Source organism: Mesorhizobium sp. dw_380, from assembly GCF_018588885.1.
Classification (GTDB): Bacteria; Pseudomonadota; Alphaproteobacteria; order Rhizobiales; family Rhizobiaceae; genus Mesorhizobium.
Window position 1 is genome coordinate 59,670 of record NZ_JAFFIW010000005.1, and the last position, 24,966, is coordinate 84,635.

Annotated in this window: 15 protein-coding genes and 8 pseudogenes; 9 read left to right on the forward strand and 14 right to left on the reverse strand. The window is 59.4% G+C overall.

Features of this window, described 5'->3' with window-relative positions; all coding sequences use genetic code 11:
• Positions 1-184: 184 nt before the first annotated feature.
• From JT360_RS06500 to JT360_RS06510, 3 genes are read right to left on the reverse strand one after another with little or no spacing between them, the layout of a single operon-like run.
• Positions 185-577, reverse strand: coding sequence for a hypothetical protein (locus JT360_RS06500; protein WP_214470753.1), 393 nt, complete (start codon positions 575-577; stop codon positions 185-187).
• The gene (locus JT360_RS06505; protein ID WP_127322661.1) at positions 538-813 is read right to left on the reverse strand and encodes a hypothetical protein; all 276 of its coding nucleotides are present in this window, start codon (positions 811-813) and stop codon (positions 538-540) included. The genes JT360_RS06500 and JT360_RS06505 overlap by 40 nt, the downstream gene beginning before the upstream one ends.
• Positions 810-1,088: a helix-turn-helix transcriptional regulator gene (locus JT360_RS06510; protein WP_127309512.1), complete on the reverse strand. Its 279-nt coding sequence runs from the start codon at positions 1,086-1,088 to the stop codon at positions 810-812. Before JT360_RS06510 ends, JT360_RS06505 begins: the two co-directional genes overlap by 4 nt.
• Before the next feature lie 981 nt (positions 1,089-2,069).
• Between JT360_RS06510 and JT360_RS06515 the strand changes: the two genes are divergently transcribed.
• Together JT360_RS06515 and JT360_RS34210 are read left to right on the forward strand one after the other, a co-directional pair.
• On the forward strand, positions 2,070-3,995 hold the full coding sequence (locus JT360_RS06515) for a potassium transporter Kup (protein ID WP_127332304.1): 1,926 nt from the start codon (positions 2,070-2,072) through the stop codon (positions 3,993-3,995).
• 549 nt (positions 3,996-4,544) lie between these two features.
• Positions 4,545-4,763 carry a hypothetical protein gene (locus JT360_RS34210; protein ID WP_063169286.1) on the forward strand — a complete coding sequence of 73 codons (219 nt, stop codon included), beginning with the start codon at positions 4,545-4,547 and terminating at the stop codon, positions 4,761-4,763.
• Positions 4,764-4,816: 53 nt separating this feature from the next.
• Here the strand turns inward: JT360_RS34210 and JT360_RS06525 are convergent, their stop codons facing one another.
• Complete coding sequence (locus JT360_RS06525; protein ID WP_127266913.1) at positions 4,817-5,089, reverse strand: hypothetical protein; 273 nt, start codon at positions 5,087-5,089, stop codon at positions 4,817-4,819.
• A gap of 123 nt (positions 5,090-5,212) precedes the next feature.
• Positions 5,213-5,789: pseudogene (locus JT360_RS34215) on the reverse strand (aldehyde dehydrogenase family protein); the annotation flags it as partial.
• 603 nt (positions 5,790-6,392) lie between these two features.
• Between JT360_RS34215 and JT360_RS06535 the strand changes: the two are divergent.
• The 5 genes and pseudogenes from JT360_RS06535 (at position 6,393) to JT360_RS06555 (ending at position 11,156) form a co-directional block, all read left to right on the forward strand.
• Positions 6,393-6,731 carry a helix-turn-helix transcriptional regulator gene (locus tag JT360_RS06535; RefSeq protein ID WP_236383572.1) on the forward strand — a complete coding sequence of 113 codons (339 nt, stop codon included), beginning with the start codon at positions 6,393-6,395 and terminating at the stop codon, positions 6,729-6,731.
• The gene (locus JT360_RS06540) at positions 6,721-8,037 is read left to right on the forward strand and encodes a type II toxin-antitoxin system HipA family toxin (RefSeq protein ID WP_127206482.1); all 1,317 of its coding nucleotides are present in this window, start codon (positions 6,721-6,723) and stop codon (positions 8,035-8,037) included. The genes JT360_RS06535 and JT360_RS06540 overlap by 11 nt, the downstream gene beginning before the upstream one ends.
• A 1,441-nt stretch (positions 8,038-9,478) precedes the next feature.
• Positions 9,479-10,015, forward strand: a pseudogene (locus JT360_RS33485) (Mu transposase domain-containing protein); the annotation flags it as partial.
• A 7-nt stretch (positions 10,016-10,022) separates the two neighbouring features.
• Positions 10,023-10,335 (forward strand): annotated as a pseudogene (locus tag JT360_RS33490) (ATP-binding protein); the annotation flags it as partial.
• Positions 10,336-10,775: 440 nt separating this feature from the next.
• A complete protein-coding gene (locus tag JT360_RS06555; RefSeq protein WP_214470755.1) occupies positions 10,776-11,156 on the forward strand; it encodes a hypothetical protein in 381 nt (126 codons plus the stop codon).
• On the opposite strand, the pseudogene JT360_RS06560 reads toward JT360_RS06555, so the two are convergent.
• Positions 11,122-11,370, reverse strand: a pseudogene (locus JT360_RS06560) (site-specific integrase); the annotation flags it as partial. The gene JT360_RS06555 and the pseudogene JT360_RS06560 overlap by 35 nt on opposite strands.
• Positions 11,371-12,130: 760 nt before the next feature.
• A pseudogene (locus JT360_RS06565) lies at positions 12,131-12,502 on the reverse strand (transposase); the annotation flags it as partial.
• Positions 12,503-13,093: 591 nt separating this feature from the next.
• Here JT360_RS06565 and JT360_RS34035 point away from each other — a divergent pair.
• Together JT360_RS34035 and JT360_RS06570 are read left to right on the forward strand one after the other, a co-directional pair.
• Positions 13,094-13,264: pseudogene (locus tag JT360_RS34035) on the forward strand (transcriptional regulator domain-containing protein); the annotation flags it as partial.
• Positions 13,265-13,379: 115 nt separating this feature from the next.
• Positions 13,380-13,895, forward strand: coding sequence for a DUF2285 domain-containing protein (locus JT360_RS06570; RefSeq protein ID WP_224570032.1), 516 nt, complete (start codon positions 13,380-13,382; stop codon positions 13,893-13,895).
• Positions 13,896-14,681: 786 nt separating this feature from the next.
• On the opposite strand, the gene JT360_RS06575 is transcribed toward JT360_RS06570, so the two are convergent.
• The 7 genes and pseudogenes from JT360_RS06575 to JT360_RS06605 all read right to left on the reverse strand — a co-directional run bounded on the left by JT360_RS06575 (position 14,682) and on the right by JT360_RS06605 (position 24,833).
• Positions 14,682-16,139, reverse strand: a complete 1,458-nt coding sequence (locus tag JT360_RS06575) for an NAD-dependent succinate-semialdehyde dehydrogenase (protein ID WP_376702831.1) — start codon at positions 16,137-16,139, stop codon at positions 14,682-14,684.
• A 423-nt stretch (positions 16,140-16,562) separates the two neighbouring features.
• Positions 16,563-17,828, reverse strand: a complete 1,266-nt coding sequence (locus JT360_RS06580; protein WP_335930842.1) for a M16 family metallopeptidase — start codon at positions 17,826-17,828, stop codon at positions 16,563-16,565.
• Between the two features lie 9 nt (positions 17,829-17,837).
• A pseudogene (locus tag JT360_RS06585) lies at positions 17,838-19,142 on the reverse strand (M16 family metallopeptidase); the annotation flags it as partial.
• A gap of 1,949 nt (positions 19,143-21,091) precedes the next feature.
• A complete protein-coding gene (locus JT360_RS06590; protein ID WP_214470757.1) occupies positions 21,092-22,420 on the reverse strand; it encodes a sensor histidine kinase in 1,329 nt (442 codons plus the stop codon).
• Positions 22,417-23,076, reverse strand: coding sequence for a response regulator transcription factor (locus JT360_RS06595; RefSeq protein ID WP_126097376.1), 660 nt, complete (start codon positions 23,074-23,076; stop codon positions 22,417-22,419). The genes JT360_RS06590 and JT360_RS06595 overlap by 4 nt, the downstream gene beginning before the upstream one ends.
• A 619-nt stretch (positions 23,077-23,695) precedes the next feature.
• Positions 23,696-24,154, reverse strand: a pseudogene (locus JT360_RS06600) (helix-turn-helix domain-containing protein); the annotation flags it as partial.
• A 220-nt stretch (positions 24,155-24,374) separates the two neighbouring features.
• Positions 24,375-24,833 (reverse strand): response regulator transcription factor, encoded by a 459-nt coding sequence (locus tag JT360_RS06605; protein ID WP_245458615.1) that lies wholly within the window; start codon positions 24,831-24,833, stop codon positions 24,375-24,377.
• Between the last annotated feature and the right edge of the window lie 133 nt (positions 24,834-24,966).

A 24,966-nucleotide genomic window follows, 5' to 3' on the forward strand; every position in this document is an offset into this window, starting at 1 on the left:
CTTTCAATCATCGCCACTTCCTGGCCGCGGCCAACATGGGCCACTCGAAGGCAGCAGACTGGCGGCTATATGGACGGGCTGTGAGCCCGAACCGGAGACATTGGCGAAATTTACGATCTCTATAGCAACGTCAAGGAGAAGCGCGAGGTGTTGCAGATGTGGTCAAATCACATCGAATGGCTGATCAAGCAGGCTGCGGATGACGCTCTGGCGGCGTAGCTGCTGGCATGGGCGGAAGATGCGGCGCAACAATCGTCAGAGCCTCATCGAATTGGAGATCATGCTTGACCAGCAAATGCGCGGCCAATGCTTCGATGGCCGACCAGTGATCGAGTACTAGCCGGGCCGTGCGATCTTCGATCCGCCCCCAATCGGGGCGGCGCGGCATCAGGAACCGCAACTCACCATAGATTCGCTTGGCATCCGCGTAGTCGCTGCTCCCCTCATTCCCATCGGACGCATTCATCGCCATATCGCGCGGGTCCAGATAGCCTTCGAATGCGGATTCTGCAAAAGGACCTGCCAGACACGCAACTATCACTTGGATCGCTTCATCGCGTTGGAAATGTCGATCCATATCGTCCTCGAAAATCGGCTTTCGCTCCGAGGTGAATCCTTGCGCTGAATAGAAAACCGTGCCTTCGACAAAACCACCGCACTCTCCGTCACCGGCGTGGGGTAAATACTAACACTTGAGAAAGCAGGGAGTTCACGGTCGTCGTCGAACATCTGACGGTGCAAAACGATGGCGGCCACCGCGGGTCCGGCTTCGTGATGCGCCACAAGCGGCAGATATTGGGAGGCTACATTCATGCGGTGCGGCTCTCAGGTCTAGTTTCCATCCAAGCCCTGATATCGGATTCAAGCCATGCGACTCGGCCGGGGGAGATGCGACGCCGCTTAGGGAACAGGCCTGCCTTCAGAGTCGCGCGGTCGCGCTCGAACTGCGTTCCACTGAAGTGCTTCAGGGTCTTTGCCGACTGGCCGGCGGCCCAGGCAAGTGCCCGCTCGCCTTCCACATCTTCAAGCCAAAGATAGAGATCGTCGTCGGGAGCATCCAGCGTTGGACGGACATCAAATGCGTTCATGTCCGGACAGCCTTCAGAAAGAAGGGATAGAGGCTTCCGTTTGATCGGGAACGCTTAGTGTTGGTAGCGGCGCCCACATGTTCGAAAAGCGTGATCATTGATGAGTTCTTCCAGTCGGTGCGGCATCGCAGTGCTTTTGCGCATAGGACCGCAATTGTCGTGCCAACTGGGAAAATCGTTTCGGAAAATGCGATCGCTCTGGCAGCGTTGTGTCAGATGTCCGACATCGTCGAGAATCCGACAACGAGTGCTCCTCCTAATCACCGGATCAACCTCCGGCGCCTGGCGGTGACACCGCATTCCTCTGTCTTTCCAGGAGACGGCGTGGACATCAATGCCGTTCCTCACCGAACCCGCCTCCTAGCCCTTCGCCTGTGTAGCATACGTCACGGCCGCCCCCCGGTTTGGCTTCAACCTGGGATTACGGCGTCCTCTTTCGCAGAGAAGATCGGGTTGTTCGTGGCGCGCGCAGCGGAGCCGAAGGAGCTTTTTCTGGGTTGCGGATACTGGCATGTCGATATTACGACCGTGTGTCCTTCGACAAGCTTGGTGGCTTCTTCAACCAGAATCTCGCCGGGGAGATCGAATCGTTATCTGCGCCGCAAAGTGCGGCCGGTGAGCGGCGTGGCCCTGCGTTCCAGTTGGCCACGGTTCTCGCTGGGACGAGCAAGTAAATGGCTTGCGCAGCAACGGTGCGATCACACCTGGAGCACGGCGTCATCAGGAAAGCGCCATCCTTGTGCGCCCACGACACCCTGGTCGCCATCGGCCGCATCGCGGGGGGGCACTGTGGGCGATAACCATTCATTGATCTGGGCGATTGAGGGTTCTGCCGGGGCGCTATTGCTGCTCGGTAGGGCTGCGGGCTGGCGAGTCTACCAAGGCGAGCAACGACAGGCGAGACGGCAGACATTACGTGACGGAACTTGATATTGCAGTGCAGCAAGCGTAGAGCACCGCGCGCTTATCGGAGTGTCGTCCATGGCCCTTACCAATGCTGGTAACGAGGCAGAACCTGTCGAACAATCGAGCCATTCTGAGGTCGAGCAGCACAGCACCAAGGCGCTGATGTTGGGCGCACTAGGTGTCGTTTATGGCGATATAGGCACCAGCCCGATCTATGCATTTCGCGAGGCGTTGCATGCATCAGCGGGTGGCAACGTCGCCAGCCGTGGCGACATCCTCGGCGTACTCTCGCTGATCATCTGGTCCCTGACGATCACCGTGACGATCAAATACATCATGTTCGTGCTCCGCGCCGACAATCGAGGCGAGGGCGGAGTGCTGTCGCTTATGGCGCTGGCGCGCAACAGTTTCCCGACCCGCTCTGCGGTGATCCTCGGCATCGGCATCGGCATCGTCGGCGCGGCGCTTTTTTTTGGCGACGCCGTCATTACGCCGGCAATCTCGGTACTGTCGGCGGTCGAAGGTATGAATGTCGTCACGCCGACGTTCCAGCCCTATGTGGTGCCGCTGACACTGGCCATCCTGGCGATCGTGTTTGCGGTACAGCGGTTTGGCACCGGCGGCGTAGGATTGGTGTTCGGACCCGTTACCGCGCTGTGGTTCCTGGCCATCGGCCTTTCCGGGCTCAACCACATCATGGACGACCCGGAAATCCTGCTGGCAATCAGCCCGCATTACATCGTGTCGTTCCTGGTCAACTCGCCTGACGTCGCCTTCGTTACGGTTGGTGCAGTCTTCCTCGCCGTCACCGGAGCCGAGGCGCTCTACGCCGACCTCGGCCATTTCGGCCGCAAGCCGATCGTGCTCGCCTGGCTGGCGATCGTGTTCCCTTGTCTGTTGCTCAATTATGTCGGGCAAGGCGCCTTCGTGCTGGCAAATGGCGGCGTTGTCGGTCATCCGTTCTTCGAGATGAACCAGGGCTGGACGCTTATTCCGATGGTCGTGCTTGCCACGGCGGCGACCGTGATCGCCTGCCAGGCGGTGATCTCCGGCGCCTTTTCGCTGACCAGGCAAGCGGTACAGCTCAACATGCTGCCGCGTTTCGTCATCCAGCACACGTCGGAAAAACAGTCGGGCCAGATCTATCTGCCGCGCATCAACCTGATGCTGGCGCTGGTGGTGATGCTGCTGGTGGTCGGCTTCGGCGAATCCAGCCGGCTGGCCTCGGCCTACGGTATTTCGGTGACCGGCAATATGCTGGTGACGAACATACTGCTTTTTGTTGTGATGACGCGCATCTGGAAATGGCCGCTCGGCGTCGCGATAGCCTTAATGGCGGTGTTCGTCTTCATCGATACCGGCTTCTTTGCAGCTAACATCGTCAAGGTATTCGAAGGCGGCTGGGCCTCGCTTGCCATTGCCGCAGTGATCGTGATGACCATGTGGACTTGGATAAGAGGCAGCAGGTATCTATTTGACAAGACGCGCAGGAACCAGATTCCGCTCGATTTCCTTGCGGGCAATCTGTTGAAGAAGAAACCGCAGCTGGTGTCCGGTACGGCCGTGTTCCTGACCAGCGATCCCGCCAGTGCGCCGACCGCGTTGATGCACAGCCTGAAGCACTACAAGGCGCTGCACGAACAGAACGTCATCCTCTCTGTGGTGACGGCGCAGCAGCCCGTGGTGCCCGACAGCGAGCGGATCAAGATGGAAACGATCAATGAGCTGTTCATGCGGGTGACACTGACCTTCGGCTACATGGAACAGCCTAACATCCCGCGTGCGCTGGCGATCTGCCGCAAGCAGGGTTGGAAGTTCGACATCATGACGACGTCCTTCTTCCTGTCGCGTCGCTCGCTCAAGGCGTCACCCAACTCCGGCATGCCGGTGTGGCAGGACAAGCTGTTCATCGGCTTGGCGCGCACGGCCGCCGACGCGACGGAGTATTTCCAGATCCCGACCGGACGTGTGGTCGAGATCGGAACGCAAGTGGCCGTTTAGGCATGCCCGGTTAAGCAGAATCAATTGGCATTTCGCGAGCCGGTGAATGCCTGACCGGGCGGAGGCCACGATGCTTGCGCCAAACTGGGGTCCGGTTCCAGGCCTGAAGCTTCCGGCCCCGAAAGCCGTCCTTTACGCCTGCGATCATTTCCGTTCCGCATTGTCTTGCCGACCCACCAGTCGAGATGCGCTGAAACGACCTCGCCGGGCAGCAACTTATCATTTGAACCTAATCGATGTGCCGCAAGTCCGACCTTCATTCTTCAGTTCACAGGCTAGCGTTGCCAAAATCGGCGTGCCGCCTAACCGGCGCCGCACCGTGACCTGTCAGGATGCTATGCAGGCGCGAGGCAGAAGCTGGCTCGAGGCCGCCGGCCTGGTGCTGGTCCGGCAGCGGCCGGGCTCGGCCAAAGGCTTCATGTTCCTCTGGAGGATGAGACGGGTGCGGCAAACGTCGTCGTCTGGGTCAAGATCTCTCGAGAAATTCCGGCGCGTGCTTCTTGCTTCGGCCATGCTCGGCGTCCGCGGACGCATCCGACGGAAGAGGAGGTGGTGCACCTCGTCGCCCACGAGCTGACCGATCTGTCGGCCGGGCTGGCCAGCGTGGGAAACCGCAAGACGCCGTTTCCGTTGCCGCACGGCCGAGGGACGAGGCTCATCACGGCGGATCGGGCATCGATCCGCGCGGCATGCCGAAGGGGCGCGACATCGTCGATGCAGTATGACCATATCGACCCTATCAAGTTCAAGACGCGTAACTTCCGGTAGCGCTTCCGGAGGCCACTTCAGCAGCATGTTGTGCACACTTTTGTCGGACCCTGTTAACTGCCGATTGGCAGCAGGTCACCCCGTGCCGGATCCCAAATGTCGTCGCTCTCAAGCGCAACGACTGCCCGCACCCTTTTTAAGTCAGCGAGCACCTCCACCGCCGGACGCCGCCCCGTTTCCTGAGCCGCGGCGTAACGGGTGTATTTGTGACTGTCCGGCTCAAACCACTTCAACGATTCCAAAGTAGCCATGGCATCGCCCTTGCGGCTGCGCGTGATGCGAATGATCGTGATCCCATCCTCAGCGCTCGCGTCGAATGGAGACACGCTGCCAACGCTTCATCTGCTCTACCCCATCTTTGTTCCAAGGCGGTCGGATCATCTCAATGAGCCCTGCCTCGGGGTGGCCAAAGCATGCATATTTATCGTTCGGCCCCGCATCGAATTATCATCTGCGATGTGGGACTCGATCTTGGGTTGGCGACGGCTTAGCTCCGGGAGTAGACGTCGGACCACTGATAAGTGCCGGACCTTCTCCACAATTTCTCGGCGGACTCATCGTGAACGCTCGATTGGACGTAAATGCGGTTCGCGGAAACGCAGGTCTGGCCGGCATTGCGGAACTTCGCCTGGACCGCACCGTCAACAGCACCGTCAATGTCGGCATCATCGAAGATGATGAAAGGTGCATTGCCGCCGGTTTCAAGGCTGACCTTCTTGATCTGGTCAGAGCACTGACGCATCAGCAGCCGTCCGGCCTCGTTCGAACCGGTAAAGCTGATCTTTTGAATCTTGAAATTGGTGCAGAGTTCACGGCCCACGCGATCACCTTCGGACGCATAGATCAGGTTGACCACGCCATCGGGAAAGCCGGCCTGATGGCGAGAGCAAACATTGCACCTAGCCACGCCACAATAAGATCGAGCGCGGCTTCGTTGCGTGCGGGTCTGTGGTCAGTGGAGGGCGGAGGAAAAGCGCTCGGCGTGCTCGCCCTCGCGATACCACTGGTTCGCGCCGGCAAGCGCCAGTTTCTGAGGCAAATCGCCGAACAGCTGGTAGAGCCTTACTCTCAGGGCTTGGCATCTATGTCGCCTACGACCGCCACATGCAGCCCGTCGCGTGCGAAAGCGGCTTTGTGGAAGGCGCTTAGATCGGAGGGCGTTACGCTAGTCAGGCTCCCTTGGGCGGTCTCGAATACGGATGCGTGCCGTAGATTCCGCGCCGCCAGGCCAGCTCGGCGATCGCATGAGGTTCGCGCTCATTGGCAATGATTTCGGAGAGAAGCTGGGCGCGTATGCGGTCGAAAAGTGCTGGTGTAGCCGGCTGCGGGTCCCGCCACCGAGAATGTCGGCCAGCAGTCGAGCGCCGCGGCCTCGCACCAGGGACCGCCCATGAATGACTCATGCGAGGCGTCTCAAGGCTGTCCGCGATCCAGCGCCAGATCTCCGCCTCGCCCGAGGGGCGCAGAGCTGGCCGGTTGTGCAGGAGCCGTAGGCAATATCCGCCTTCCTCGTTCGGATGGGTAACGCTTGCGATACGGAGTCTTGACTTTGGCAGTCGCTCTGTGACATTACCTATATAAAGTTCGAAAGAAGGCGATATGGATCATGCATAGGTCACAGAGACCCGAATGAAGGCAACGTATAAACGCACCTATTCGCGCTACGCGATGGAAGCGCTTGGCCTTTTCGGTAAGACCATCCGGCTTGGCCGGATGCAGCACCGGTTAACCGCACAGGAGTTAGCCGAGAGAATCGGTGTTTCACGCAGCACCCTGCAGCGCATCGAGAAGGGCGATCCCAAAGTCGAAATCGGACTGATGTTCGAAGCTGCTGCCATTGTCGGTGTGAAGCTGTTCGATGCCGACGGCAAGGGCATCACAGCCCTCACAGGCCGCATGGACGATCGCATCGCGCTGCTGCCGAAGCACGTCTACAAGGCCAGCAAGCAGATCGTCGATGAGTTCTAAGGTCCCCAAGTACGACGAAGCCTATGTCTGGGTCTGGCTGCCGGGCGAGACCGCGCCGGTTGTCGCCGGGCGGCTATATGCCCATGACGGACTCGTCAGCTTCAACTATGGCAGGAGCTTTCGTGAACTGGGCAGCGCGATCCCGCTTTATCTCCCGGAACTGCCCCTGAAGGCAGGCGAATTGCCTTTGCTTCCTGGCCTAACCATGCCGGGATGCATCCGCGATGCTGCCCCTGATGCCTGGGGACGACGGGTTATCCTAAACCGCAAATTCGGTGTGAAGGGCGATGAAATCGCGCGGCTCGATATTTCAGAACTGACGTTCTTGCTGGAATCAGGCTCGGACCGCATCGGCGCGCTCGATTTTCAGTTTTCGCCCACGCATTACGAGCCGCGCGCACTGGCCAATGCCACTCTCGAAGAGCTTGTCCAATCGGCGGAGCGGGTAGAGAAAGGTATTCCGCTCACCCCCGAATTAGATCAGGCGCTGCATCACGGCAGCTCGATCGGCGGCGCAAGGCCAAAGGCGCTGATCGAGGATGACGCCGTCAAGCATGTCGCGAAATTTTCCTCGTCTGCCGACCTTTACAGCGTCGTCAAAGGAGAATTCATAGCCATGCGGCTTGCCGCCTTGTGCGGCATCAGAGCGGCATCCGTCTCGCTCGTTCGCGCCGCAGGCAACGACGTGTTGCTCGTCGAGCGATTCGACCGGATCAAGGTCACGGGCGGCTGGCAACGCAAATCCATGGTCTCAGCGCTGACGATGCTCGCGCTCGATGAGATGATGGCGCGTTACGCCAGCTACCAGGATTTGGCGGAGATCATTCGCCACCGATTCACCGCGCCGTCGGAAACTCTGCGCGAGTTGTTCAGCCGCATTGTCTTCAACATACTTTGCGGCAACACCGACGATCATGCCCGCAACCATGCGGCATTCTGGGACGGGGCTAAGCTCACCCTCACGCCTGCGTACGATATTTGTCCGCAGGCCCGCAGTGGCCAGGAGGCCAGCCAGGCCATGCTCATCAGCGGCAATAACCGCATGAGCCGGATAGCGTCCTGCCTTGAAGCGGCGCATCACTTCCTGCTCAGCGCGCCGGAAGCTCTTGCGATTGTTGAAGGCCAGCTCCGATGCATTGCGGAGAATTGGCCGCGTGTCAGCGAGGAAGCTACGCTATCCGGCATAGATCGCAATCTGTTCTGGGGCCGACAGTTCCTCAATCCCTACGCTTTTACGGCGCTGGAAGGAAGCGCCGACGTTCTCCGCGCTCTGGCTGACGAACTACGCAACAGTGTTCACGCCTGATCCGGCGCTGGATTTCGGACAAGCTCGGCAAGCGCAAGACGCCACAATATGGACAACCCTTGCCGTGCCAGGACGAAGATTGAACAAACGGCTCTTCAACAGTGACAACGTGCACTGCGGAGAGATGTTGAGCTGACACCGCAAAAGACCAAGACGCGCGACTTCCCGCGATACAACTCCACATAACTGAGCGTCTACAAGCGGTGCAGCCAGCCAAACATCCAGCCATCAAAGCGATGATCGTCTGATCTTTTGCCGATGACATCACGTCGGGGAAGACTTGTTCGAGCGCTTGCCGCTTCATATCGATACCGGCCTGGGCGTAGCGCATCGTTAGTTCAGCCCGAGTGGCCTGGCCATCGACTGATGGTGGCGATGTCAACACCCGCCTTGACGAGGTGGATGGCCGTCGTGTCCCGCAAAGGGCGATGATGGATGCTCTTTTCCGCCATGGTGGTTCCTTCGCCCGCAGCCATGTGTGCGCAGCAAGTATCGAACACCGAACCGGGTGAGCAGTGTGGGGCGGTCGTTGCTTTGCTCGGCGGGACAGGGCGATACCAGACGAAGGTCACAATCGAAGATTCAGGATCCCTGAACTCGTGCATCCGTATTGAACATCAGCGAAAACAGAGCGTAATCCCGCTGTCCAGAAGGCGTGCGGCGGTCGATACGCGCCAGGACGCTCTTGATTTCCGGGCTCATCGAGATATCCGACAGGTGCCACCCACGCGCCCTCTTGAAGGGAAGTGTCACCACCAGTTGCAGCGTATCCTAATATTCGGGGTGCTCCGAAATCAGGAACCGCGCAAAGGCATGCATCGCCGCCAGCCTTGCATTGCGGGTCGCAACTGCCACGCTCGACCTCAAGTGATGTGAGAAAGCTGCCCATCCTGTCGGTATTGATGTCGGAGACCGCTTCTTTCAAGAATATCTTCCCGCTCTCCCGCGGCATGAGCCCGTGGCATGCTTCGGCCCAATGCTGTGGATTGATGTTTCTTCATGCCACAACCTCGCTGACGAGACCGCCGAAAGCCCCTTCAAAGCGGTCGGTGGCGATCTCTCGCAGCTTTGGAAGGTAGTGCATTGATTTTTCGTGGAATGGGGACCCTGTTTAAAGGGTGATTTTCGTCCAAACGGGACCCCTTAACGATGGGGTCATCAAGATGCCTCCGGCTTGATCGGAGGCATTTGTGTTTTGGATGTTGGTTTTAGAGACGATTGCAAAGATACGTCGGCTGTCGCTGGTCCAGGGGAAGTCGATCAAAGCGATCTGCCGTGAGCTGAAGATCTCGCGCAAGGTGGTGCGCAAGGTCCTGCGTTCTGAGGAGACGCAGTTCCGCTACGAGCGCAAGCACCAGCCCTATCCCCGCATGGGAGCTCGGCGTGAGACGCGGGACCGGCTGCTGTCGGCGAATGCGGCCAAGCCGCAGCGGGAGCGGCTGCCGGTCGCTTCGACGGCTTCCATTGCATTCCCCCGTCGGTGTCGAAGACCTGCACGGTGCGCTTCGACAACAACAAATACTCGGTGCTGTCGAGTGCCGTCGGTCGGCCCATCGAGATCCATGCTTATGTCGATCGGATCGCATCCGCCAGAGGATGGCGTGGTCGTGGGAGAACACGTTCGCTCCTTTGGCCGCAACGAGGTCGTCTACGATCCCTGGCACACGGCGCGCGCCGTTCCTTGGCTGGGTCGTGCGGTCGGCAATGGAGAAGGTGCGGCGCAGCTCAAGGCGGTTGATGACGTCGACCGGCAGATGGTGTTGATCCTCACCTGGGTGCTGACCGACGGATTGAGCGCGGTCGAGGCCGCCTGTCAGGAAGCCATCGAGCACGGTGCATCGTCGGCGCCGGTGATTCTCAACATCCTGGCCCGCAGCCGCGATCCGGCGCCGGGCACGATCCTTTCCATTCCCCAAGCGCTGAAGCTAGCTCACGAGCGGTCGCCGACTGCACCCGCTATGACAGTCTCAGGAGGACAAACAGCCATGGAACGCACCGAGGTACTGGAACTTTGGGAGCGCTGAAGCTCTACGGAATGCGCAGAGCCTATGACGAGATCATGGGCGCGTCGCCATCAAGCGACGGCACGAGCCGCCCAGGATTGTCGGTGATCTCTTGCAGGCCGAGATATCGGAGAAGCAGGCCCGCTCCATCAAATACCAGTTCGCTGTCGCCAAGTTGCCGCTGGCCAAGGACATCGACGACTTCGACTTCGCCGACACGCCGGTCACCCCCTGATGCGCGATCTCGCCCGGCCGCGCCTTCGTCGCCGATCAGCGCAACATCGTCCTGGTCGGCCGCCTTCACGGGTCACCCAACTCGCGCGGAAGGTCGACCGCATTGCGACGGGCGCGTGTCGACTTCCCAACAATGTCAGACAGGAGACGCAACGCTATCGGAGCGATCGCATTGCCCGAAACGATTTTCCCAGTTGGCACGACAATTGCGGTCCTATGCGCAAAAGCAAACTAGACCTGAGAGCCGCACCGCATGAATGTAGCCTCCCAATATCTGCCGCTTGTGGCGCATCACGAAGCCGGGCACGCGGTGGCCGCCATCGTTTTGCACCGTCAGACGTTCGACGACGACCGTGAACTCCCTGCTTTCTCAAGTGTTAGTATTTACCCCGACGTCGGTGACGGAGAGTGCGGTGGTGTTGTCGAAGGCGCGGTTTTTATTCAGCGCAAGGATTCACCTCGAAGCGAAAGCCGATTTTCGAGGACGATATGGATCGATGTTTGGAACGCGATGATGCGATCCGGGAGATAGTTGCGTGTCTGGCAGGTCCTTTTGCAGAATCCGCATTCGAAGGCTATCTGGACCCGCGCGATATGGCGATGAATGCGTCCGATGGGAATGAGGGGAGCAGCGACTACGCGGATGCCAAGCGAATCTATGGTGAGTTGCGGTTCCTGATGCCGCGCCGCCCCGATTGGGGGCGGATCGAAGATCGCACGGCCCGGCTAGTACTCGATCACTGGTCGGCCATCGAAGCATTGGCCGCGCATTTGCTGGTCAAGCATGATCTCCAATTCGATGAGGCTCTGACGATTGTTGCGCCGCATCTTCCGCCCATGCCAGCAGCTACGCCGCCAGAGCGTCATCCGCAGCCTGCTTGATCAGCCATTCGATGTGATTTGACCACATCTGCAACACCTCGCGCTTCTCCTTGACGTTGCTATAGAGATCGTAAATTTCGCCAATGTCTGTCAAGGACGCCGCCTTGTGATTCAGTATGTGCTCGATGACGTGTGGCAATACCTGCCGCCTGCCGAGATTTGTCGCGAGCGTCCTGCGCAGATCGTGAAGGGTCCAGTTCTCCAAAGCCACCCCGTCAGTATTGACCTTGCCGTCTAGAGCCTTCTTGCCCTTCGCGTAGCCTGAGAAGTGGCTTCTTTCGTTGCCCCTCGCAGGGAAAAAAACGTGTCATTGGTCTTCGGTACCGTCTGGGGGACCGACACCGCCAGTGTGGACAGCGGAATAAGCGTAGGCTCTTCGTTCTTCGTGCGGTCACCCGATAGTTCCATGTTCCGGCTTCAAGGTTGAGGACCAACGCATCGCGGCAACTTCCGTACGCCTCTGTCCGGTCAGAATGAGCAGCTTGACGATGGAGCCGAACGAATAGCCGATATCGCCCGGTTCGGGCTCACAGCCCGTTCATATAGCCGCCAGTTCGGCATCGTTCACCACTCGCTTGCGCTTGACGATCGGGGCCGGATCCGGATTTTCCAATCCCTCGCGGGGAAACCGCGGATGAGCCGTTGCGGCGGTTTGCGACACCAGTTGAAAAATGCCCGCATACACCAGAAGGCCGTGTTAGCCGCTTGCGGGTGACCCCCGGCGACGATCTTCTTGGTGATGTTAGCAATGTCGGTGTCGATCACATGGTGGATAGAGCGACTCCCGAGGGCAGGCACAAGATACCGGTTCAGGCTGGCCTCGACCAGTGCGGTGTTTTGAGGGTCGTTACTCGGCGGCCTGGAGGTGACCGCCATCGCCGTCCTCGGTATCGTCAGCGCTGATATGCGCCTGATCGGCAAGGAAGGCTGGCAGTTCCGATGGAGCTATGCTGGAATTTGGGTGACGAGGCTGATCAAGCGGCGCTCTGCGGCTTCGTTTCGATGACCTGGATTCCGTCCAGGAACCTGGCACCTGCGATGAGTTTCGGCAACTGATTTTGTCCTTTCAATCGTCGCCACTTCCTGGCCGCGGCCAACAGCTTGAAGACCATCAGCTGGGCGGTTTTCGAGGATAGCGAGCCCTTGGTACGCACCGTGCGATAGCGAACGGTTGCAAAGACGCTTTCGATGGGATTGGACGTTCGCAGATGATCCCAGTGTTGGGCGGGGAAATCGTAGAGCGCCAGCGACGCAATATGATCTTTCGTCAGGCAGTCGACCGCCTTGGCATACGCCTCGGCCTCCATCTCGATCGCATGCGCAAGCAATTTGCGCGCGCCGCTGCGAAGTACATCCGTCAGGGTATCATCGATTTCGTCGGGCTGACGAAGGCGAACAATGTGTTGATAGTCTCGTTCATGGCGTATCACTCTCCTTGAGAGGTACTGGCAGGCTTCATCACCCGCCTCGATACGCCGCTCTCCTCAAGCCGCCATCATCCAGTTTCCGCCATGGCTCCCCCTGATTGATCCGCTTCACCTGTGCAACTGCACAGGCTGCCCTAGCGGGGAGATTGGCCTCCAATGGCGAAAGCTTGCCGCAGGAGACCCTCCGATGACCGTGCCTATGGCGCCGCCGCTACGACAACTTGCCGACAAGCAGCGTGCGATCCACTGCCGCGCTACTGCGCCTTCAAGGGACGTCTGGATCGCGACGCAGGAGCCGATGACTGTTACGGGATCAATTCCAGGTCGCGCTGGCCGTCGCTGTGCCAGTTCGACGGTCTGGTGGCAATTTGGGCACATCTTCTGTCGCCGACAGTGGCGATGGCTGACGCTTCAACGAAACGGGGTCTTCGACGTCTGCTGCCTACGCCGATGCTTTGCGAAGTGGCATAATGTTTCGACGCACGCAGGCGCGGGCAGGGGATGTCAGTCATGAATCTCCTGACTGGCGCGGATCAGGCCGATTGGCGGGATGAAAGATCATACGACTACACCGCTGGCCTGACGCTGCGGGAGTGGGCTTGGGAGTTCTTACGCCGCAATCCAGCGTTCCAGCGCGATCTGACCGCTGCGCGCCAGCATTGCAAGACTTGGTCTCTCCAATCCTTTCTCGATATGGTCGCGTCGGCCGGCGACCTGTCACGCTGGGGTGTTCTGTTTCGCGGAGTCTTGTGGCCGCGCTTCGGTCGTATTCTGGTGTCCGCTCTGGTGCGTCCATGTGCTGCCGGTCATTGCGGAACGGTTGCCTGCCTCGTCGCCGACACCGCCGTTCGAACTCTCGGCATTGCCCTGTCGTGCAATCGTCCTGCTGGCGCCCGACAAGAGCCAGCATGTTCTTCTTCGCAATGCGGACCACGCGCTGCAGCTCGCCGTCTCGGGCGCGAATATCCTCCACCCTGTTTGCCTGCATACGCAAGCCATCTGGCCCGCGGTGCTTTTAAAGCATCGACTGAGGGGACTGGAGTGCCTCAATGCTCTCAGTCTAGGGCAACAGTTGCCCCCCCGCTTGTTTGCGCCGGAAAAGCGCGGCGTTCGTTTGTCCTTCGTTCTTCGTGCGCTCGACGGTTCGCTCGCCGGAGCACCTCATCGCGAGCTCGCCGAAGTTCTCATCGGTCAACGGCGCGTCCATGCCGACTGGGCGGATCCTCGCGATCATCTGCGCGACCGCATCCGTCGGGCCGTCTCGCGTGGCCGCGCGCTCATGAATGGTGGCTACAGAGATTTCCTAATTTGAAAAGCGACAGTCCGCGCTGTGCGTCGGTGGATGAACGTTCGCTCGCAGCTGTACCCGTCACCAACAGTTCGCCCGCCGACAGGACTGCATGGCGCCTTGCAAGTGCGCTCTGGTCTAGCTTGTCGATGCCGAAAATGAGATGGGCGAGGGTGCCAAGGCGGTGGTTCATTAGGGCCGGCCTCGACCTGGACGCACATCATTGGTCGGAAAGCGGCGTGCACCGCAATGTCGCCATAGCAGCCAAGATCCTTTGAGTCCGGACCTGCAGTCCTGTTGGACCGGCGGGTGCAACAATATGGAGGGATTTGAGGCCTCACACCGTTCCCTGGTCGACAGCTCGGTCAGACATAGCACCCACCGCTTGATTATGGAAATGGTGTGCCTGGAGTGCAGCGAGTAGCGGCTTGCTGCGCACTGTCCTAAGAATAGCAGTCATGACCCGTCTGGGGTTCTGCAACACGACGATTCAACCGCTTGGGCATTGTCGCATATCCCACAATGTAGAATGCGCAACAGGGCAAAAGCTGATCCATCGGCGGTTTATCAATGCTTTTTGGCTTGGCACGGCACATGCAACGCAATCGGCAAAAGGCGCACGAACTGAGTGGCCCATCGGCCCTAGGAGCGCTGATTTATGCCCTCCCAAGGCATGTCCGGCCCGGCAGCGAGCTCAGTCTCCTGCCGGGCATCCGTGTTTCAGGTCAACGGCGTTTGGAACTTCCAATTAGGTGGCGGCATTGACCGCAGGCCGCCCCCCGGTGGGGCGGAGAGACAGTGCAGCAGGTTTCAAATCCCGCCCATGCAAAGATATTTCATTTCCAGATAGTCCTCGAGGCCATGACGGGAACCCTCCCGCCCGATGCCGGATTGTTTGATCCCGCCAAACGGTGCCGCCTCCGAGGACATGCGTCCCGTGTTGATGCCAACCATGCCATATTCCAGAGCCTCTGCCACACGCCAGACCCGCTTCAGGTTTGAGGCATAGAAGTATGCGGCGAGGCCGTAGATCGTGTCATTGGCCTCGCGCACGACCTGATCCGCATCGTTGAAGCGAATGATCGGCGCGAGCGGCCCGAATGTCTCCTCTTGCGCGACTGCCATGACGCTGGAAATCTCGGTGAGGACCGTGGGTTCGAAAAACGTGCCATTCTTGCCGATACGCTGGCCCCCGCATCGTATTGTGCCGCCTTTCGCAATGGCATCTGCGATGTGAGACTCGATCTTGGCCAGAGCATGCTTGTCGATGAGCGGTCCGATGTCCACTCCGGCATCGAATCCGTCGCCAACCGACAAGTGCCGGATTCTTTCCACGAATTTCTTGACGAACTCATCGTGAACGCTCGATTGGACGTAAATGCGGTTCGCGGAAACGCAGGTCTGGCCGGCATTGCGGAACTTCGCCTGGACCGCACCGTCAACAGCACCGTCAATGTCGGCATCATCGAAGATGATGAAAGGTGCATTGCCGCCGAGTTCAAGGCTGACCTTCTTGATCTGGTCAGAGCACTGACGCATCAGCAGCCGTCCGACCTCCGTCGAACCGGTGAAGCTGATCTTTCGAATCTTGGAATTGGTGCAGAGTTCACGGCCCACGCGATCACCTTCGGACGCATAGATCAGGTTGACCACGCCATCGGGAAAGCCGGCCTGATGGGCGAGGGCGAACATTGCGCCAGCCACAAGCGGCGTCTGTTCAGCGGGCTTGAGCACGATTGTGCAGCCCGCAGCCAAGGCCGGCGAGATTTTGCGCGCCACCATGGAGGCCGGGAAATTCCATGGCGTGATCGTGCCAACAACGCCGATGGGCTGCTTGATCACTAGCATTCGGCGGTCTGTCGAGGGTGCCGAGATCGTCTCCCCATAGACGCGATTGGCCTCTTCGGCATACCATTGCAGATACGCCGCCGCATGCGATACCTCTGAAATGGCTTCGGCAAGCGGCTTGCCCATTTCCGCAGTCAGAATCGCGGCGAGATCGCCTGCATGGTCGATGATCAGCTGATGCCATCGCCAAAGAACGTCGCTACGTTCTCGGGCCGTCAACGCGGCCCATCCCGACTGCGCAACATAGGCCTTGTCTACCGCAGCACGTGTCTCCTCCACGCCCATATCGGGAAGCTCTGCCAAAACTTCGCCGGTCGACGGATTGACGACCTCGAACGTCTTATTGCCAACTGGTCTGCCGAGTGCCGGCAGGCGGTCGATGGCTCCAAACAGGTGCGGGGATTTCAGGCGACGGATCATCGGCAGGCACAGGGGCAATACCGGATTCCTCCTCAACGCAGCGAACATCCAGGTCGACAGGCCGTCGGTGTGTATTCTGCACCAGCGGGTTCGTCCTAGGGCCTCGGCAAAGCAGTTGGTAGACCAAACATACGACAACAGTTCCGTTAGTTTGAGTGCCCGCGGTTCATCAGTTGATGGATTGAGCAGCCGGATGTTTGCTTCATCCACCCGCTGCCTGCTGGTGGCGTGCGAGTGTATTCTGCAAAAGGCGGCATGCATGCTGAGGAGCGCCTTTTCGGCGAGAGGCCCCTGGACCGCCAATGCCGCGCAAGGCCCGCGAAACGACTCCGCGGGTCTGCATGATCTGCTTGGCCCACCGGCCTCCATATTCGCTCTTCCCACGAGAAGCCCCAAGGAAGAAGGAAGGCGAGATGAGTTTCTTTACTCATCCTTGCCGCCCAGCGGCGGGCCGACCACCAAAATGGCGGGCTCGGCCGAAAGCAGCTTCTTGGCCGCCGCCTTGACCTGTTTGAGCGTCACCCGACCGATGCTGCGGGCGCGACGCTGGTTGTAGTCGACGTCGGCATTTTGAATCTGCAAATCCAGGAGCCGGTCTGCAATCGAGCTGGTCGAGCCCAGACGGTCAATGGCATAGGTGCCGATCAGGTGCTTCTTCGCCGCCTTGAGCTCGGCCCCGGTCGGTCCTTGCTGCGCCATCTGCTTTACCACCTCTCGCACGATGCTCAGCGTTTGGGCGGCGCAATCCGAGCGTGTCTCTGTCGTAACCAGAAGCTTGTCAAGGGTCAGTTCAGAGCTGACGTGATAGGCAAGGCCGCGTTTTTGGCGTACCTCCTCGTAAAGGCGGGAAGTCAAGTATGAGCCGCCAAGGATGTCGTTCATCAGCACGGCGGCGTAGAAATTCGGCGCGCTACGCTTCACGCCAGGCCAGGCCAACGTTAGCGAAGTCTGCGGCAGGTCGTAGTTCTCCTCCACCAGTTGACCGAGTTTCGGCGCGACATCGTAGACGGGGACGAGGGTTTGTTGCTCAGGCAAATCACCAAACAGCTGGTCAAGCCTTTCCCTCAACGTGTTCGCGTCAATGTCACCCACCACGGCAATATGGAGCCCGTCGCGAGCGAAAATGGCCTGGTGGAAGGCGAGAAGGTCGGACGGCGTGATGCCGGCGAGGCTCTCTTTTGTGCCTTCTCCCGGCCTTGAACAAGGATGCGCGCCGTAGATCGCGCGCAGCCATTTGCGCTGAGCGATTGCGCCAGGGTCTCGCTCGCTGCCGACGATGCCGGAGACAATCTCGGCGCGGACGCGATCGATCGGCCCCTGGTCGAAGCGCGGCGCGTTCAGCGCGAGCCGAAGCAGGCCGAACGCGGCGTCCTGCTTTTTGGAAAGCATGCACACCGATCCGTAGATGTCGTCGCTTTGCGCGTCCAAACTCATTTCGGCGCCGGCATCGTCGAGCTTCACCTGGAAGGCATCGCTGTCGTAATGGCCAGCGCCTTCGATGAACAGGCCGGCCATCAGTTTGGCCATCCCCTCCTTCCCGACCGGGTCCTGCGTGGTGCCGCCGTTGAAGGCAAAGCCGATGTTGACGATTTCCACTGTGTGGTCCTCCACCAGCCAGGCGATGATGCCCTTTTCGGACTTCACCTCCTGGATGTTCATCGCAGCATGGGGCTGAGCGCCGAGCGTCATCTCTTGATTCTCCGTCTTGGGCAAGAGATAGCCCGTGGTCGAACGGTCGAACGCGAGATAGCGGGCGGCAACTGCTTTGATTTGCGCGGCGGTAACCCTGCGGATGCGAGACGGCCGTTCCTCGACATCTTTCACGGTGCCGCCGGTGGCCAGCGTCGAGCCGTAGATGCAGGCGAGGTCGTCCTGGTCGTCTTCGGCAAAGATCATATCGCGCACAAAGCGCTCCTTGGCCTTGCCCAGTTCCTCGCTGCTGACACCATCCTTGGCAATGCGAGCGACTTCGGCAGCGGCCGCCGCTTCGAGATCGGCCAGCTTGGCATCGCCGCGCGGCGCGCCATAGATGGCGAACCTGGTGTCGTCGAGCATGGTGCCCTGGAAATAGGCGCAGGCGCTGGAAGCGATACCTTGCTGGACAGCGAGCGCCTGGTAAAGCCGGCTGCGGTTACCGCCGCCGAGGATTTCGGACAGCAGGTCGAGCGCTTCGGCCTCGCCCGGCTTGGCGGTATGGTAAGACGGCACCACCCACTGCGTCGAAAAACTGGGCACGCTGACGCGGGCGTCGGAGAGCGTGACGGTGCGCCTGGTGTTCTGCTCGGGCTCAACCGGCCGGATGCGCGGCGGCAGGTCGGGCCCGCGCGCCACCTTGCCATAGGTCTTTTCGGCCAACGCCCGCACCGTGTCCGGCTCGACGTCGCCGGCCACGATCAGCACGGAGTTGTTGGGCCAGTAGTATTTTTCATAGAAGGCGGTGGCGTCGACGCGGTTCAGCTGCTCGATCTCCTGCATCCAGCCGATGATCGGGATGCGATAGGGCTGGTTCTGCCACAGCGTCGCGTCGATCTCCTCATGGAGCACGTCCTGCGGGTTGGTGTCGGTGCTTGAGCGGCGCTCCTCGATGACCACGTCGCGCTCGGTCTTGACGACATCGTCGGTGAGGATGAGGTTTCGCATTCGGTCGGCCTCGAAGCTCATCATCAGCTCGAGCGCCGACGGCGCCACTGTCTGATAGAAGGCGGTGTAGTCGGAGGAGGTGAAGGCGTTGTTGCAGCCGCCGATCTCGAACACTGCGCGGTCGAATTCGCCGCCCGCATGGTTGGTCGTCGCCTTGAACATCAGATGCTCGAAGAAATGGGCGATGCCGGATTTGCCCGGCGGCTCGTCGGCGCTGCCGATCTTGTACCACACCATGTGGGTGACGATCGGCGCCCGGTGGTTGGGAATGACGACCACCTCCATGCCGTTGTCGAGCACGAAATCCCTCGCCTTGCCGTCCTCCCATGCGACGGGGATCGGAGCCGGCCCCGCGCCGACCAACTCGGACGCAACGGACGTCCTGCGAAGCCCATGAGTGCGGGGCTTGCTTGGTAGTTCTGGTAGGGAGAGTGGGGTTATGGGCTGCGTTCCTGGCAAAGTGATCTGTTCCTCATTTTGAAGGATCTATGTCTCCCGAACGCCTATTGGGAGAAAGTGGATCGGCACGCGACGCCGAGCCACAGAGCCGTCAGCGTGTTGCTGGGCCTGACGCGAGCCTCATCTTTGGATGCGTCCGGGAAACTTTCGGCATGGTGAGGCCATGGGAAGTCTGCTCGTTATCCATTGGGTGTTTGCGGATACCTGAGCATGCCCCGTGCCAAGTAAGAAAGCCCCGATTCGCAAGGTTTGATCCAACCTTGATACTTGCGATATCCGACATTGTCGGGCATCCGACAGAAAGCGCCTTTCGCCGGCGCGCCGGCTATGACGCTCGCCTCCTCCGGCGTGACGACGATCCTTTGGCGGGCGCCGCGCACACCGATCTGCCCGCCTATCAGCACCGCGACATCGAAGGACAGCGCGATCGTGACTGGATGGGTCTTACGCAAACATGCAGCAGTGCCACCGCGATCAGGACTTCATCCGCCCCACAAAGACCCGAGCGCGAGGGACGACGTGTAAGGCAACATGTCATCCTCGATAATGATGCCGCGCATAAAGAGGTAAGGTCCCTCGTCGTACCGGCGAGCCCCTTCGCTGGGTCTCGCGAGGGTCTGGTTTGCGAACGTCGACCGACAGCATCACGGCATGGGCGGCCCCATCGGTAGGCAAGCATTGACCGTGCCATCAGCGTTGAGGCAGCGCAGAGCCCAATTTCCCGGTGCCAGCCGGTACGTTGGAGCTTCAACTGTGGCCAGCCAAGCGGGCCGAGGCCGTGAAACTCCTGATACCCTGGACCGTCCGGATTGCAACGCACGACGCCTTGGTCTCGCGCCAACGTCCATTGACGCTCAGCGAAGCATCATGCGGACGAGCTGGGAAAGCTTGGCCGGGCCGGCGCCTTCCCAGGCGCACGGGACGCGCGACGACCCATGTGGACCTTGGATTTCACTACGCACTTACGCTGCTTTGGCCTTGTCAGCAGCCTGAGCATAAAGCGTGCTCAGCTTTCAGGGCGAGCCTCTTTCATGTTGATAGCATCTGTCGTCATTCAGGATCGCCCCATTTTCGCATGCCGCTTGCAGCTTTCAGACTGTTGTCAGCCAGGGCCGCCATAAAGGGTCTCGTTTAACGCATTCGGGAGGCTTCATGACTCGACCACATTAATTTCGGGCGGTTCGCCGGCGCTCCGAATGGCACTTAACACCAGATCCTCTCCAAACCCGTGATGATCCAAGAGGAAAACGAAAAATCCCTAAATCAGAAAAAAGCACCGATACGGTCGGCTCCAGGCTGATGAAATTGCGGTCTCACTGGCCACGCACGATACTTGCGATGGCGATGGCCATTGCAAAGGCCGGTCAAGCACCCAAGACGCTGACAAGCACGCCTCCGACCAAAGCTCGATCGTTGGCAGCCTTTCTAGCCGTATACTTGGGGCATTTTGGGCCGGCGATCCGGACGCCGATTAAAACCTGCCGGTCGTCTAAATGGAATGGTTGGTCCGGGTCCTTACTGGACCTGCGCCAACCCGATCGGGCCGGCGCACAGGGGCACCCAGACAATTGGACACGTCGCCTTTGCGCGGCGGCTTGCACTTTCTCGGATGGCCTTTTTTCTCCCCGGGCGAAATCGAGCGAGCGGTGAGGCGGAGCCTTCGATTTTGCCGATCATGTCGTGTCGCTTCGATCGAACTGCTCAGACGATGATAGCGGCATTGATTGCCGCGGCCGAAATGCGTTGTGTGAAGTACGATTTCTACGCCGTATACATACTGCCGTACAGTTCGCCATGTCAGCAGCCTTGCCAGCAATCCGCCCTGTGTCCAAATGTCGTCGAATTCACCGGTGTCATTGAGGAATTCGTATGATCGCCTCGAAACCATCATTGCGACCGCGGGCGGGCGACGCAAGCTCTAGACTGCCACCGATCCGCTGGATAACCATGTTAGCGATATGTAGACCAAGGCCTGAGCCCGCAGCAGGAGTAGCACCACGACTAAATCGCTTTGTAAGCCCTTCGAGGTCGGGGAGGGGCACCACCGGTCCGGCGTTTGCAATAGCGATGGTTCCATCAGTTTGGACGGAAACTGTTGTCGGAACAGTGGGCAGTCCATGTATCAGCGCATTCTCGATCAGGTTACGAAGGAGGATCCCAAACGCATCGACATCCACTTTGCGCATCAAAGTGGGGCAGCCGTCGACGTTAAGATGCAGGCGTCCGGCATATTGCGGCTTTTTCCTCAGGTCGTCGATTTCCAGCCGAACCGATCGGACAAGATCGATCGCGTGATCCGCCATGCCAACCCCCGATTCGGCTTGAGCGAGCTGAAGCACTTTTTCGACAAGGCGGCCAAGGCTCGACAGCGCTTGCTCGATGCCGCGCGCACGCATTTTGGCCGACCCATTGGGAAGCTCGGCCACTAATCTCTGCATCTGAGCGATTGAACCTGCGATCGGCGTGCGCAGTTCATGCGCACTGTTTGCGGCGAACTCGCGTTCGGCCTCGAGAGCCGCCCGCAGACGATCGAGAAGCCGATTGACGGATGCCGCGATTGGAGCCAACTCTGCCGGGAAATCGCCCAAGTCCATTGGTGACAGATTGCCGCCGTCGCGCGATCCGATCTGCTGTCGCAGTACCTCGATTGGCCGCAGCGAGCGCCGGATCACGATCCACCAAACAGCTAAGCTAAAGGGCAGGAGCACGAGTGTCGGAAGGAAGACAAAAAGTGCGCCCTTCGCGATTGTGGTACGGCGGCCATGAAGCGGTTCGGCCAACTGATGATACACGCCGTCTTGGATCTCCTCTGTGTAGACGCGGTAATCAGCGTTTCCCCAAAAGCCGTTACTCAGGGGAGCATCAGGGAAGGGCTGCTGACCCTCTTCCGGTTCAGAAATAAGCACTATCCCGTACTTATTAATAACCTGCTCACGATAGGTAAAGTACTTTTTGTAAGTGGGAAAGTTGTTATTGTATTGATCAACGTGTTTTCCATTCAAGACCTTGATCAGCTCTGGTTGTCTGTACTTTGCGCTCCCCTGGAGCAAGTCATCCGAACTTTCGTTTACATAATTGCAAAAAATGAACGCAGCCATGGTTGGGGCGGCGATCCAAACCAGGAGCGTTGCCCCGCCTAACCACGATAGCAGCTTTCTCGTCATGCTGTTCGAGTTCGTCATGTGACCACGAGCCTGTATCCGGAGCCACGCACGGTTGCTATTCTATCCCCGCCGATCTTCTTGCGGAGCCGGCTGACATAAACCTCCACTGTGTTGCTCTCGAACTCCGAATTGAATGAATAAAGCGCGTGCTCGATCCTCCCCTTTGAAACGACCGAACCGGGCTGGCGTAGAAGGCAGTCGAGCACCGCCCATTCGCGTCCAGACAGGTGGACCTCCTGCCCGTCGCGGAAGAGGCGTCGCTCGGCTGCCTGTATGGAAAGCGTCCCAACCGAAAATTGCGGCTCCGGAAAATGCCCTTGGCGACGTGCCACTGCACGGATGCGTGCCGAGAGTTCCCCCAGATCGAACGGCTTGACCAAATAGTCGTCGGCGCCAGCGTTGAGCCCCTCGATGCGATGCGAAATCCGATCGCGGGCTGTCAGAATGATGACCGGCGTTGTATCAAGCCCCTTGATCAGCTCCCGCAGATAGTCGATGCCATTGCCGTCCGGCAGGTGAACGTCGAGCAAAATAACGTCGTAGCCGGCCACAGCTGCATGACCGCGCGCTCCGGACAGGCCCTCGGCCCAGTCGACCGCGTGGCCACCAGCCACCAAATGATCGTGCACAGCACTTCTAAGGTCGTCGTCGTCTTCAATGAGCAGTATTCGCATCAGGCTGCCGAGCTCCGGTATGAGGGCAAGGCTCCTGCCTTATTGATCGAAGCTGACAGTAGGCTGAACCGGCGCCAGCGAATATCTGGGGGCTTTCAGGCTGCTGTCAGCTACAATTGCAAGAAAGGGGTCGTTAACAAAGCCAAACGAAGAGCCCCTATGAAACCCCTCCTGATCTCGGCACTTTTGCTCAATGTGACCACCGGCGGCTGTACACTGGTTGGCGGGCAATTCGACGTGGCGGTCAACGAATGGCAGCCGCGCCACGCGTCAATGTCCAGGCTTGAAACTGACAGGTGTCTTAAATACGAGGGCACCGTAGCGGGTGCCTCCAGTTATCGAACAGTGCCTAGCAGGTCAGAAGTGCACTTTGACCATAGGGGTCGTCCGTATTTTCGGCGCTCGCGAACAGAGTCGACGGTCAATCGATGCGCCACTGCCAGAGTCTGGAACGGTCAAGTGTTTGTTATCCCCCGTCCGGGCCATATTCTCTGCCGAGGACCAAGAAGGCCCTATTTTCGGTGCCCACGAACAGAGCCAACGGTCAATCGATGCGCCACTGCCAGGGTCTGGAACGGTCAAGTGTTTGTGATCCCCTGTCCCGGCCGTGTTCTCTGCCGAACTCGCCCTTGTAGTCGGCACACCAAAGATCGTTAGGGCGACAGCCGTTTGAAAGTGGTGTCCCCGTCGCCCTGTTGCGCCTGCGCTTGCGGCGCTCGACCATGCCGTGGCGGTCGAGCACGGCATGCACGGTCGAGATCGCGGGCCGGTGCACATCCGGATACAGCCGGGCCAGCCGCTCGCGTATCTTCGGCGCACCCCATGTCGGCTTGTCTTGCTTGAGGCGCACAATCAGCTTCTCGATTTGAAACGGAAGCTGATTGGCGTGGCGATAGGGCCGCCGCGATCGGTCCGTCAGCCCCTCCAGGCCGCTGTCGTTGTAGCGCGTGAGGATCTTGTAGCCGGTCTTGCGCGAGATATCGAACTCCCGGCAAAGCACCGCCATCTTCTCGCCGTCCAGCAGCCGGGCGACGAACTTCAGCCGCTCTTCCATGACGTTACACTCCTTCCAAGGCACCTTGCTCTCCTTGCAAAGGGCCGAAAGTTTAACCCATCTATCCGGAATGAACTGTCACCCATCTCTCGGGAAGGGCAGTCATGGCCAAGGCAACTGGAAGCCGAATTTTCTTTTAGAGTATGAATCAGCGCCGTCTGCCGAAAAGCGCGTCCACGATCTTCCCTTTTGAAACGACCGTGCAGGGCTGGGGCAGACGGTAGTCGAGCACCGCCCATCCGCGTCAAGTCAGGTAGACCTCCTGCCCCTCGCGGAAGAGGCGTCGCTCGGCTGCCTGTATGGAAAGCGTCCCAACCGAAAATTGCGGCTCCGGAAAATGCCCATGGCGACGTGCCACTGCATGGATACGCGCTGAGAGTTCCCCCAGATCGAACGGCTTGACCAAATAGTCGTCGGCTCCAGCGTTGAAGCCCTCGATGCGATGCGAAATCCGATCGCAGGCTGTCAGAATGATGACCGGTGCCGATTCAAGTTCCTTGATCAGCTCCCGCAGATAGTCGATCCCATTGCCGTCCGGCAGGTGAACGTCGAGCAAAATAAGGTCGTAGCCGACCACAGCTGCATAATCGCGCGCTTCGGACAGGTTCTTGGCCCAGTCGACCGCGTGGCCACCAGCCACCAAATGATCGTGCATAGCACTTCCAAGGTCCTTATCGTCTTCAGTGAGCAGTATTCGCATCATGCTGCCGAGCTCCGGTATGAGGGCAAGGCTCCCATCTTATTGGTCGAAGCTGACAATAGGCTGAACCGGCGGCAGCGAATTATTTGGGGAGCTTTCAGGCTGCTGTCAGCTACAACTTGCAAGAAAGGGGTCG